General features: G+C 34.8%; 14 protein-coding genes and 1 riboswitch. Of the genes, 10 read left to right on the top strand and 4 right to left on the bottom strand.

What is annotated here, in order from left to right:
- Positions 1-265: 265 nt before the first annotated feature.
- Both RTL21_RS21615 and RTL21_RS21620 read right to left on the bottom strand, forming a co-directional pair.
- Entirely contained in the window at positions 266-2,347 is a 2,082-nt protein-coding gene (locus tag RTL21_RS21615; protein WP_312099022.1) for a DNA topoisomerase III, read from the bottom strand.
- A 353-nt stretch (positions 2,348-2,700) separates the two neighbouring features.
- Entirely contained in the window at positions 2,701-2,859 is a 159-nt protein-coding gene (locus RTL21_RS21620) for a hypothetical protein (protein ID WP_312099024.1), read from the bottom strand.
- Positions 2,860-2,973: 114 nt separating this feature from the next.
- Here RTL21_RS21620 and RTL21_RS21625 point away from each other — a divergent pair, with 114 nt between their 5' ends.
- The 5 genes from RTL21_RS21625 to RTL21_RS21645 all read left to right on the top strand — a co-directional run bounded on the left by RTL21_RS21625 (position 2,974) and on the right by RTL21_RS21645 (position 7,491).
- Positions 2,974-3,354 carry a DnaJ family domain-containing protein gene (locus RTL21_RS21625; RefSeq protein WP_312099026.1) on the top strand — a complete coding sequence of 127 codons (381 nt, stop codon included), beginning with the start codon at positions 2,974-2,976 and terminating at the stop codon, positions 3,352-3,354.
- Between the two features lie 281 nt (positions 3,355-3,635).
- On the top strand, positions 3,636-4,436 hold the full coding sequence (gene motA, locus RTL21_RS21630) for a flagellar motor stator protein MotA (RefSeq protein ID WP_312099028.1): 801 nt from the start codon (positions 3,636-3,638) through the stop codon (positions 4,434-4,436).
- Positions 4,429-5,226, top strand: a complete 798-nt coding sequence (gene motB / locus RTL21_RS21635) for a flagellar motor protein MotB (protein ID WP_312099030.1) — start codon at positions 4,429-4,431, stop codon at positions 5,224-5,226. The genes motA and motB overlap by 8 nt, the downstream gene beginning before the upstream one ends.
- 235 nt (positions 5,227-5,461) lie before the next feature.
- The gene (locus tag RTL21_RS21640) at positions 5,462-6,565 is read left to right on the top strand and encodes a carbohydrate kinase (protein WP_312099032.1); all 1,104 of its coding nucleotides are present in this window, start codon (positions 5,462-5,464) and stop codon (positions 6,563-6,565) included.
- 14 nt (positions 6,566-6,579) lie between these two features.
- Positions 6,580-7,491 carry a pseudouridine-5'-phosphate glycosidase gene (locus RTL21_RS21645; RefSeq protein ID WP_312099034.1) on the top strand — a complete coding sequence of 304 codons (912 nt, stop codon included), beginning with the start codon at positions 6,580-6,582 and terminating at the stop codon, positions 7,489-7,491.
- A 125-nt stretch (positions 7,492-7,616) separates the two neighbouring features.
- Here RTL21_RS21645 and RTL21_RS21650 read toward each other — a convergent pair whose 3' ends face one another.
- Positions 7,617-7,946, bottom strand: a complete 330-nt coding sequence (locus tag RTL21_RS21650; protein ID WP_312099036.1) for a helix-turn-helix domain-containing protein — start codon at positions 7,944-7,946, stop codon at positions 7,617-7,619.
- A 337-nt stretch (positions 7,947-8,283) separates the two neighbouring features.
- Here RTL21_RS21650 and RTL21_RS21655 point away from each other — a divergent pair, with 337 nt between their 5' ends.
- Both RTL21_RS21655 and RTL21_RS21660 read left to right on the top strand, forming a co-directional pair.
- Entirely contained in the window at positions 8,284-8,496 is a 213-nt protein-coding gene (locus RTL21_RS21655; protein WP_312099038.1) for a hypothetical protein, read from the top strand.
- A gap of 189 nt (positions 8,497-8,685) precedes the next feature.
- Positions 8,686-8,770: riboswitch (cyclic di-GMP riboswitch) on the top strand.
- Positions 8,771-8,802: 32 nt separating this feature from the next.
- A complete protein-coding gene (locus RTL21_RS21660) occupies positions 8,803-8,952 on the top strand; it encodes an anti-repressor SinI family protein (protein WP_312099040.1) in 150 nt (49 codons plus the stop codon).
- Between the two features lie 157 nt (positions 8,953-9,109).
- On the opposite strand, the gene RTL21_RS21665 is transcribed toward RTL21_RS21660, so the two are convergent.
- Entirely contained in the window at positions 9,110-9,433 is a 324-nt protein-coding gene (locus RTL21_RS21665; protein ID WP_312099042.1) for a helix-turn-helix domain-containing protein, read from the bottom strand.
- Positions 9,434-9,717: 284 nt separating this feature from the next.
- Between RTL21_RS21665 and treR the strand changes: the two genes are divergently transcribed.
- The 3 genes from treR to RTL21_RS21680 form a co-directional block, all read left to right on the top strand.
- A complete protein-coding gene (gene treR / locus RTL21_RS21670) occupies positions 9,718-10,434 on the top strand; it encodes a trehalose operon repressor (protein ID WP_312099069.1) in 717 nt (238 codons plus the stop codon).
- A 76-nt stretch (positions 10,435-10,510) separates the two neighbouring features.
- Positions 10,511-11,029, top strand: a complete 519-nt coding sequence (locus RTL21_RS21675; protein WP_312099044.1) for a type 1 glutamine amidotransferase domain-containing protein — start codon at positions 10,511-10,513, stop codon at positions 11,027-11,029.
- A 270-nt stretch (positions 11,030-11,299) separates the two neighbouring features.
- Positions 11,300-11,493, top strand: a 194-nt coding sequence (locus tag RTL21_RS21680) for a M24 family metallopeptidase (RefSeq protein WP_312099046.1), incomplete at its 3' end; no start/stop codon positions are given.

Consider the following 11,493-nt stretch of genomic DNA (forward strand, 5'->3'; position numbering starts at 1 on the left):
TATTGTTCTTATCAAAAGTGGTTTTCATACGCATGATGAACGCAAATTTGTGTATCGCTCTTATCAAAAGTGGTTTTCATTCACTAGAAGAACACTATTTATTCCATAGGGAAGCATATCATTCAGGCTACAGATAATAGCAACAAACTTTATAAAACGCCTTTTTAAAAGCTAATTAAAAGCCAAACAATCATACGAAATTTTCGCGTAATTGTTTGGCTATAACTTGGGATGGAATACTTATGTCCCAACCATTTTTTACATTTTATTCTTCTTTTTTCATCGCAGCTTTTAATAAGTCACCCAGGCTGTTTCCAAAGCTTTCGTCTTTGCTGTATTTCTGAACTAGCTTTCGTTCTTCTCTTTTATTTATCGTTTTTTTACGATCTGTCGCTTTTTCCACAACATTACAATTTCTGCATTGGAAATAGGTTCCTGCCACACCGTTATGAATTTCCATTTTCTTATGGCATTGTGGACAGCGTTTATTTGATAGCTTAGGATCTTTTCTTTTGCTGAAAGAACAATCCAAACTGGAGCATACAAGGATTTTTCCGTTTTTCGTATTCTTTTCCTTCAAGAAGGAATCACACTCAGGGCATTTGGATCCAGTTAAATTTTGCATTTTATACGATTTATCACTATGCTTAATTTCACTGACAAATCGTTTTGTTTGATCTTTGATTTGCTCCATAAACTGTTTAGCATTTGCTTTTCCTTTGGCAATATCCTCTAATTCCTGTTCCCACTTCGCCGTTAAATCAGGAGTAGTTAAATCATCATTAACGAGATTGATAAGCTGTTTTCCTTTGGAGGTAGAATGTAATTTGCCATTTTGTCTTTCTAACACTTCAGAGGAGAGTAGTCTTTCGATAATTTCTGCGCGTGTAGCTGGTGTTCCAAGTCCAAACTTCTCCATTTTTCCTAGAATATCAGCCTCCGTAAAGCGTGATGGAGCTTCTGTGAATTTTTGTTCCATACTCACCGATTGGACTTTCAATTGTTTTCCTTTTTGAAGCTGAATGCTTTTGGAGGACTCTGCTTTGCGATCATCTAAAGCTTTAAACCCTAAATCTAATACATTCATTTCTTGAGCAATAAATGTTTCTCCACTGATGTTTAATGTAGTAGAAATCGTTTCATACTTGTATTTTGGATAAAATAGCGTCAAAAATCTTTTTACAATTAAATCATAAATTTTAACTTCATCATTATCCAATCGATTTAAAAAGACTGGCTGCTCTGTTGGAATGATCGCATGGTGATCCGAAACTTTATTGTTATTAAATACATTGTTTGCTTCTACTTTTCCTTTGTTGCGTAAGACAGGTTGAACTTCTTCTTTAAATGCTCCGGAAATACTTTCTAATCGGTCGAGCATAGTATCCTTCATATCTGTCGTTAAGTAACGGGAGTCCGTTCTTGGATAGGTGACAAGTTTATGTTGCTCATATAGCTTTTGAAGTACATTTAACGTCTTTTTAGCAGAAAAGCCGAACCGTCTGTTTGCATCTCTTTGGAGCTCGGTTAAATCGTAAGGCAATGGCTGGTGTTCTGTTTTTTCTTTTACGGTAAGGGATTCGACAATTGCTGGATTCCCTTTGCACTTCGTAACAATCGCTTCTGCTTTTTCTTTAGAAAAAAGTCTTCTTTCACGATCTTTTTCAAACTTTGCTTGTAAAGAGTCTACATTTGCCGTGATAGTCCAATATTCTTTCGGAACAAAGGCCAGAATTTCCTTCTCTCTTTCTAAAACCATGGAGAGGGTTGGCGTTTGCACACGTCCAGCTGATAAGGGATCATTGAACTTTGTCGTTAAGGCTCTAGAAACATTTAATCCAATTAACCAATCAGCTTGGGCTCTACACACAGCGGATTCATATAAACGATCAAATTCTTTTCCTGGTTTTAACTGTTTAAATCCATCTTTAATTGCACGGTCCGTTTGAGAGGATATCCATAATCGTTTAGTTGGTTTGGTAAAACGGATTTTGTCTAATATCCATCGTGCTACTAGTTCACCTTCCCGTCCCGCATCGGTCGCGATAATGCATTCCTTTATATCTTTTCTTTTTGCCAGCTGTTCAATTGCCTTATATTGATGGCTTGTTTGTTTCATCACTTTTAATTCCATGGTTTTTGGAATAATTGGCAGATCCTCTAGATTCCAATTTTTAAATTTGGGATCATAGTGCTCGGGCATTTTTAATTCAATTAAGTGACCTAAAGCCCATGTAACAATGTATTTATCTGATTCCAAATAGCTTTTATTTGATTTATTGCAACCGAGCACTCTTGCTATTTCTCTAGCAACACTTGGTTTTTCACATAACACAAGAGATTTCATGTAAACACCTTCCAATAGAAATTTTGGCCGTTTCTTATTTCTTGAATATAAGTAGATTGATTTCTGCTTATCCATTTTAAGATAGGGTCTTTTGAGAATAATACGATACCTTCTAGTATAACATGAGATGAGGATGGTAATGGGAAATAGAGTTTAATGGGGGAAAGGTTTGCGTTTGTTGTTTGGAAAAGATGATTGCCTTCAATAGAGAGTGGAACGTAAAGAAGAGAACCGATTGCTAATGTTTAATTAACTGCATAAAAAGTATTAAAAGATGTGTAAACAGCTTTTTGAAGAAAAAAGAGGAACGGCGTCCTTTCCAATTTTTATAGAACGCCGTATTTTTCTTTGATTTACTCTTCTTCTTCGATGCGGTTTTTAAATGCTTCTTGTGTTACGATAAATTCTTCATCTCCAGGAGCATCCTCTGTATGCGTATGCTTTCTTGAATCTTTTGGAAGCGGTCCTGGATGGTGTTTCTTCTTATGATTAAAATGTTCTCCACGTGCCATTGATAACACTCCTTTCTTCCTTTTCTATTTTTTATAAAAATGGTCTATCCTATACGAAAGAGAAGTGGAAATTATATAATGGAAATAAGCGAATAAAACAGGAGGGTTCATGAAATGGATTTTTCTTTTCTTGCTTCAGAGGATAAAATTAAAAAAGCCTATCAAAATGGGGAATTTAACAATCTTCCAGGGTTCGGCAAGCCACTTCCAAAAGATAGCTTAGCATCTGTACCGGAAGAATTACGGATGGCGTATCGAGTATTAAAAAATGCTGGATATTCTTTAGAAGAAGATAAAATTAGGCAGGAATTATTGTCAATGGAAGATTTAATCCGCTCCTGTGAGACGGAAGAAGAGAAGGCGGATTTACAAAAGAAATATAATGAAAAATTATGGAGATTTAACAAAATGATTAGAGAACGCACAGGAACTAGCCATTCCAAGCATTTTTCTAATTATCAGGAGAAGATAGAGAATCGACTATTTCCTAAGTAAGTGAGATTCGATCATATATGATAAATTTGGATCAAATTTCGGATTGTCGGATCATAAATGGTAAGATTAGCTGATTATTCGATTTTTATCTCCTAATAAGATAGACTTATTAAGAGAAGGTGATGATTATATCACCCTTTTTTTTGAAAAAAGCAGGACTATTGTCATGAATCATGAAGTTAACGAAATTTACATAAAATAAAACTAAAAAAATGAAGAGAATTGTCGAAAAAAAGGGTAAGACTAAGAATCGAAATTTTGGAATAAGATAGGTGGAAAAGATGGATAAAACGTCCTTGATTGGAATTATACTTGCCATTATTGCTGTTGGAGTAGGGATGGTTTTTAAAGGAGTTAGCCCAGTAGTATTATTGAATCCAGCGGCTCTTCTAATTATTATAGTTGGTACAGTTGCGGCAGTGGTTATTGCCTTTCCAGCTTCTGAGATTAAACGAGTTCCGAAGCTATTTGGCATCCTGTTTAAGGAACAAAGAATACAGGATACGAAAGAATTAATCCGTTTGTTTTCAGAATGGGCACAATTAGCTAGAAAAGAAGGTCTCCTTGCTTTAGAAGCAAAAACAGATGAAATCGAAGACCCATTTTTGAAAAATGGCCTATCTTTATCTGTTGATGGACAAAGTGCAGAATATATTAGAGATGTATTAACAGAAGAAATAGAGGCGATGGAAGAGAGACATCGCTCAGGAGCACAAATTTTTTCGCAAGCAGGAACTTATGCCCCTACATTAGGAGTGCTAGGTGCAGTAATTGGACTTATAGCGGCATTGGGAAATATGTCTGATGCTGAAGCGCTTGGACATGCCATTAGTGCTGCGTTTGTTGCTACCTTGATGGGGATTTTCACGGGATATGTTTTATGGCATCCTTTCGCAAATAAACTGAAAAGAAAATCTCAAATGGAAGCAAGTCAAAAATATTTAATGATTGAAGGAGTTCTCTCTATTTTAGAGGGAGAGGCACCTAGAGTAATAGAACAGAAACTAGCATCGTATTTACCAGTTTCAGAAAGAAGACAATTTCTGGAGGAAAACGAAAGTGTTGTGAATATGAATGAGTAAAAAGAAAAAAAAGAAAGTGCATCACGACGAACATATAGATGAAACTTGGCTTGTTCCTTATGCAGATATTCTTACTTTATTGTTGGCTTTGTTTATCGTTTTATATGGAATGAGTTCTGTCGATGCAAAAAAATTCTCGGCCATTGCAGATGCTTTTAATAGAGAATTACAAGGAGGGACGGGTTTCTTTGAATATCCTAGTCCCGTGCCATCGATGGAAAGTGAAAATTCAGATGTGAATCTTGATGAGAAAGAGAAGCAAGAAGAAACGAAGGATCTCGCAGAGGAGGATCTAAAGGAATTACAGAAACAGCAAGATCAAAAGGAATTGGCAGAAATTCAGCAGAAGGTAAATGCCTATATCGATGAGAATAAATTAGGAAACAAGCTCGATACGGAGCTCACTGGTGAAGGATTGCATGTGTCAATTAGAGATAATGTCCTATTCGCTTCAGGAAGTGCAGATGTTCGGGACAAGGATAGAAGCATTGTTTCTGAAATTTCACATCTACTAGTGATGGACCCACCAAGAAGCATTATTATAAGCGGGCATACAGATAATGTTCCAATCAGTAATTCTCGCTATGACTCCAACTGGGAACTGAGTGTAACAAGAGCGTTAAATTTCATGAAATTACTCCTTGAAAATAAAAAACTTGATCCTAAATCATTTAGTGCCAAAGGGTATGGAGAGTTTCAACCGATTGCAAGTAATAAGACAGCAGAAGGAAGAGCAAAAAATAGAAGAGTTGACATTTTAATCGAACCAAGAGTAGCAAAAGAAGACTAATGAATGATAGTCTTCTTTTTTTTTGGGATAAAACAAATTAATAAGGATGCTAGTCAAAAGATTAGGTAGCCCCGTGACTATGTTTCTAAAATAAAAATAGATAAAGTTTTCGAAAAAGTGAATAAAGTCTTGTTGTTCAATAAACATTTGTTTATAATAAAAACAAATGTTTTAATAGGTAAAGATACTATTTTTTATGTTTACCAATTGGTAGTTTCACTTTATTGAGGGGGCGATGGAAGTGAATGATAAAGAGATGTATATACTTCAGTTAATTAAAGATAATCCCTTTGTTACGCAAAATGAATTAGCTGATAAAATGGGCTTGTCCCGCTCAGCCGTAGCAGGATATATTTCTTCTTTAACGAAAGAAGGGAAGCTATTAGGCAGAGCTTATGTATTACCAGAGAAGAAAGAAGTTATTTGTATAGGCGGAGCCAATATTGATCGAAAAATGCAAGCAAAGGAAACGATTCAATATGGCACCTCCAATCCAGCTTCTACAAGCCAGTCACCTGGAGGAGTAGCAAGAAATATTGCGGAGAATTTAGGCAGACTAGGGCTCGACACCTCTTTATTTACGATTGTGGGAGATGACCATGAAGGGGAATGGTTATTAAATAATACAAAACATCATGCAGATATCACTCCTTCCCTGTTGTCTAATCTTTATAGAACTGGTACATATACAGCGCTATTAGATTCAGACGGTGAACTTGCCGTTGCGTTAGCGGATATGTCTATTTATGATAGCATCGACAAAGATACCATTGATAAAAAATGGGGCTATATAGCAACCTCAGAATTAGTCATATTAGATACTAATTTTTCAGGTGATGTATTAGAGCATATTATTGTTAGATGTAGACAAGAAAAAATGGCATTATGTATCACCCCTGTTTCTGCACCGAAAGTAAAGAAATTGCCAGAAAATTTGCATGGAGTAACATGGCTTATTGCAAATAGTGATGAGGCCGAGGTACTTGCTGGAATGAAAATTAAAGAAGAGGGAGATTTCTTTAAGGCAGCCGAAATAATTCTTGCTAAGGGTGTAGAAAAAGTAGTAATTACTCGAGGGGATAAGGGACTTATTTATTTTACTAAACTCGGTGAAGCTGGTGTCATTTTAACTCCTGAAGCAGAAGTGGTTGATGTAACAGGAGCAGGTGATTCCCTTGTTTCAGGCATTATGTATTCTCATATTAAAGGCCTAAACACGGAAAATGCCTGCAAGATTGGAATTGCTTGTTCTATCCTAACACTTCAATCCAAGCAGACAGTAAATCCTTTATTAAATAATAAAAAGCTACAAGAAATATTCGGAAAATACTTTCATTAAAAAGGAGCATAAATATGAAAACGGAATGGCTAGAATTCTCAAGAGAAGTATTAGAAGCAAAGAAAAACAATCAACCAATTGTTGCATTAGAATCAACAATTATCTCACATGGTATGCCCTATCCTCAAAACGTAGAAACAGCTAAAGAAGTAGAAGACATTATTCGCAAGAATGGAGCAGTGCCTGCAACGATTGCCATTATCGAGGGGAAAATAAAGATTGGCTTATCAGAAGATGAAATAGAATTTTTAGCTAAGAGCGACAATATTGAAAAAGCGAGCAGACGTGATTTACCGTACCTAATTGCAGGCAAAAAAAATGGAGCAACGACTGTAGCTGCTACCATGATTTGTGCCGAACTTGCAGAAATTAAAGTGTTTGTAACGGGGGGAATTGGCGGTGTTCACAGGGAAGCTGAACAAACAATGGATATTTCTGCAGACCTACAAGAACTTGCTAAAACAAGTGTAGCGGTTGTTTGTGCTGGTGCGAAGTCAATCTTAGATATTGGCTTAACGTTAGAGTATCTTGAAACATATGGTGTGCCAGTTGTTGGCTATGGGACAAAATCTCTACCAGCCTTCTATACAAGAACGAGTCCATTTGAAGTGAATTTTTCTGTAGAAACTGCTAAAGAAGCAGCAGAGATGATTCAAACAAAATGGGAGTTAGGATTAGATGGTGGGGCTGTGATTGCCAATCCAATTCCAGAAAAAGATGCGCTTGAGGAAAAATATATTACCGATATTATTGAAAAAGCGCTACAAGAAGCGAAAGACAATCATATTACTGGCAAAAAGGTAACACCATTTTTATTAAGCAAAGTAAAAGAGTTAACAGAAGGTACCAGCTTAGTAGCTAATATTGCATTAGTTAAAAACAATGCAGAAGTTGGATCAAGAATAGCAGTCGAGCTAAATAAATAAGTAAGAGGAAGGACTATTCCAAGTATTCTCTTTGGATAGTCTTTTTTGGTATCAAAAAAGGCTTTATCTTTCACAAGATGAAGCCTTTTTCGTGGGATGTCTGTACCTAATCCCAAGGCGTTTTTCTAATCTTCTTGTCTTTTTTTGAACTTAACATATTCAAGAATACCGGCAAATTCCTCTTTTGTAATCCCATCCTCTATGGCTTTTTCTACTAAACTCACCCAGTCTTCGTCTATCCCATCTATGGCAGTATTGTTATTGTCTAGTAGATCTTCTACATTGGTATCAAGGGTGTTTGCGAGTTTTGTTAGAACTTGAAGAGAGGGGTTTTTTTGGATGCCCCTTTCAATGTAGCTTAAGTAGGATTTAGAAACACCGGATCTGTCGGAAAGTTCATTGATAGAATATCCTCTTTTTAATCTTATCTTCTTGACCTTTACACCAACCAGCATAACAAGATTCTCCTCACCACATATAGAAGTACTGTTTCATTATAACGAACAAATCATTCAATAAAAAATAAGGAAAAGCTAGAAAACGAGAGATATTTCGAGAAAAAGAACGGTTTTTGTTCTTTAAAAAGAAAATATGGCTAATTTCGGAATTTTCAAAAATGATAGATTTGCCCTATACTAATGAAAAAGTTCTTTAATAAGAACGAATTTAGTGTTTTATAGAATGAAAAGAGAAATTTTAAGAATCTTGTACTCATGTGCTTTAACTCCATTAATGTTCATTTATCTCAAATACACATCTCAATGAAGCCGAATGAAATAAAGAGGGTGAAATATGTATAAGAAAAACTGTGATAAATGTAATAGACCATCGTATAGTAGCAGTGAACTAGGAAAATGGATTTGTCCAATATGCCAAAATGATTTAACGGAATATCCCTTTTTTGACGCAATGACATTTGAGCAAATTCATATTAATTATTCATTTAAAAAGGTGATAAAAAGCTATACAACAAAATATTATGGTAGAAGTCAAAATAAATCGTAGTACAACATCTAAGATAGAAGTAAATAATGCATTTGTAGGATTATTTCGATAAGGTTCGAGGAATTTAACATTTTTTGTAGAATAAACAAGAAATCTTTTAGTAATTTGTCCTAATTTTATGACAAAATACTGCATCTTTTAAACCTAAAAAAAGATATAATGAGAAAACAGCAAGGACAAGTGAATCATTAATGTTAAGGGCAAACCAATACGAAAGTTTGGGACGCAAAGTCACGGATCTAATGTTTTATACAAGGATGGCCGGACTGCCAAAATACAAATGTATTTTTGGGAGGGAAGAATTAAGTGATTAATAGTCAGCTTTTTACCGAAGAATTGGATTTAGAATGGATTCAATTAATTAACGAAGCCAAAAATATTGGAATGAATTTGCAAGAAGTAAGGGAATTTTTACGAAGAGAGAAGGATTACTTAATTCCGGAAAATCCGAAATAATCATTGTATATAACAAAAAAGGTGAAAATAAAATGGAATCTCTACATTGAATTCCTCGTAATCGAAAAGATAATGTAATCATATTGTTCGAAATTCAATGTAGAAAACCTCTTTTAAAGTTTAGTAACTTTTGTAAATATATAAGTTGAAAAAATAGTTATTTCTTTTGTTCAAGTCTCCATCTATTAAATTCTAAAAATTCCCTAAACTCTTTTTTAGATACACCAGAATCCATTGCTTCTTTTACAATTTTTAACCATTCAGAATCTAAATCATCCTTATTTTGTCGGTCATTTATTAAATGATCAACGGGTATATTGAAAACAGCTGCAATTTTTTCTAAAAATTGAATCGATGGATTGGATTGTAAATTTCTTTCTAAAGAACTTAAATAAGATTTTGCGACTCCTGCTTGTTCTGCTAATTCCGATAAGGACATTCTTTTTTCTAAACGTAGTTGCTTTACACGATCCCCAATCATACGCTCACTCACCTTCACTCATAACGGTATGTATATTTATGATAGCATTTATAGATAAAAAGTTCCATATAAAGAACAATTTGTTCTATCCATTATGTATATAAATCCTTGATGCAGAAAGGATAGTTCAATTAATGTTCGAAATATTGAAATATATCTTATATTATTTACCCTTTCCTTAATAAAATGAAACATTTTTTTATTTGTTTTTCAATCCTTTTTAGACAATTCGTTTGAAAAAGGGTAGAATGGTAACGAATAATTTGAAAATGTTGGTGAATTTCGTGTTGAATAAATATTATATGATATTTGAAGAGCTTGAAGCTGCGATAAGAAATGGGAAGTACCCACCAGAAACTATTTTGCCATCTGAAAATGAATTAGCAGAACAATATAATACATCTAGAGAAACAATCCGTAAGGCTTTAAATATTTTATCTCAAAAAGGATATATCCAAAAACTCAGAGGGAAAGGTTCCCTTGTACTAGATTTGGAAAAGCTGCAATTTCCGATTTCAGGATTGGTCAGCTTTAAAGAATTGGCCAATAAAATGGGACATTCCTCTGTAACTATTATTGAAAGCTTTGCAAATAAACAGCCTTCCTCCCTTTTGCAAAAAGAGATGCAGCTTGGGAAAGATGATTCTATCTGGGAAGTTTTTCGAGTCAGAGAAATTAATCAGGAACGCATCATTTTAGATAAGGATTATATTGTTGAAAAATACGTGCCTGGTTTAACAGAAGAAATATGCCGAAATTCCATTTTTGATTATATCGAGAAGGAATTAAATCTAAAAATTAGTTTTGCTAAAAAGGAATTTACGGTGGAGGAGCCGACAGAAGAAGACTATAGTTTGCTCGATTTAGAAGGATTTCATTCCATTGTTGTCGTAAAAAACTATATCTATTTTGAAAATGCCACTTTATTCCAATTTACAGAATCTCGACATCGACCAGATAAGTTCCGATTTGTTGATTTTGCAAGAAGAAATGAAGCTTAAAAATAACATTAGCATGTTTTATTTTCTTTCTATGGGGAAGGTTACTTATAGAAAATAGGAAAAGGAGATGCTATATATGAGTAAGAAAATTGCCACTCTAATTACTGATATGTTTGAGGATTCTGAGTACACAGAACCAGCTAAAGCTTACAAGGAAGCTGGGCATGAGGTAGTAACAATTGAACTGGAAGCTGGTAAAACAGTGGAAGGAAAACAAAAAGAAGCAACGGTGAAGATAGATAAGGGAATTGCTGATGTCCATCCTGATGAATTTGATGCCTTATTTATTCCAGGTGGATTTTCTCCTGATCAGCTACGTGCAGATGACCAAGTAGTTGCTTTTACAAAAGCCTTTATGGATGCGAAGAAACCAGTTTTTGCTATCTGTCATGGACCTCAACTGTTGATTACAGCGAAAGCGCTAGAGGGCAGAAATGCTACTGGTTATAAATCGATAAAAGTGGACATGGAGTATGCTGGTGCCACTTTCAAGGATGAAGAAGTAGTAGTATGTGGTGACCAATTAGTGACAAGCAGAACGCCAGAGGACTTACCGGCATTCACTCGAGAATCATTAAAGCTATTAAATAAATAAGAAAAGTAAATCGGAAGAAGAGTCTGTACGTACACCGATTCATGAGAAGAAGAATATAATCTTTTTATCATGAATATGGAGTTAGGTATAGGCTCTTTTTTGTGTTAATCTAAAAGGGAGAAAAAAGGTTTGCTGTTTAAATAATCAACAAGCTGAATCACTTCACTTTCCGTAAGGGATTTGTGTATTTAGTTTACTCAGATAAAATCGAAAAGGTTTTTTCATGCTCTTTAAATGAATGTAAGATATAGATAGAAAGAAGGATTGTAAATGATTGTATTAAAATCAAAAAGAGAAATGGAGCAAATGAAGAAGGCTGGTGAGATTCTGGTTGGCTGTCATAAAATGATTGCCAAGATGATAAGACCAGGGATTAGCACTTTGGAAATTGATCAGAAAGTAGAAGCATATTTAGCAGAAAAAGGGGCGACGCCAGAGCAAAAAGGGTATCGTGATTATCCTTA

It is taken from the genome of Niallia sp. (genome assembly GCF_031978665.1).
Classification (GTDB): domain Bacteria; phylum Bacillota; class Bacilli; order Bacillales; family Cytobacillaceae; genus Niallia.

Bases quoted from the DNA above. Each gene is read 5' to 3' on its own strand.
- RTL21_RS21615 (WP_312099022.1), bottom strand. From the start codon at position 2,347: ATGAAATCTCTTGTGTTATGTGAAAAACCAAGTGTTGCTAGAGAAATA.
- RTL21_RS21620 (WP_312099024.1), bottom strand. From the start codon at position 2,859: ATGGCACGTGGAGAACATTTTAATCATAAGAAGAAACACCATCCAGGA.
- RTL21_RS21625 (WP_312099026.1), top strand. From the start codon at position 2,974: ATGGATTTTTCTTTTCTTGCTTCAGAGGATAAAATTAAAAAAGCCTAT.
- motA (WP_312099028.1), top strand. From the start codon at position 3,636: ATGGATAAAACGTCCTTGATTGGAATTATACTTGCCATTATTGCTGTT.
- motB (WP_312099030.1), top strand. From the start codon at position 4,429: ATGAGTAAAAAGAAAAAAAAGAAAGTGCATCACGACGAACATATAGAT.
- RTL21_RS21640 (WP_312099032.1), top strand. From the start codon at position 5,462: ATGGAAGTGAATGATAAAGAGATGTATATACTTCAGTTAATTAAAGAT.
- RTL21_RS21645 (WP_312099034.1), top strand. From the start codon at position 6,580: ATGAAAACGGAATGGCTAGAATTCTCAAGAGAAGTATTAGAAGCAAAG.
- RTL21_RS21650 (WP_312099036.1), bottom strand. From the start codon at position 7,946: ATGCTGGTTGGTGTAAAGGTCAAGAAGATAAGATTAAAAAGAGGATAT.
- RTL21_RS21655 (WP_312099038.1), top strand. From the start codon at position 8,284: ATGTATAAGAAAAACTGTGATAAATGTAATAGACCATCGTATAGTAGC.
- RTL21_RS21665 (WP_312099042.1), bottom strand. From the start codon at position 9,433: ATGATTGGGGATCGTGTAAAGCAACTACGTTTAGAAAAAAGAATGTCC.
- RTL21_RS21675 (WP_312099044.1), top strand. From the start codon at position 10,511: ATGAGTAAGAAAATTGCCACTCTAATTACTGATATGTTTGAGGATTCT.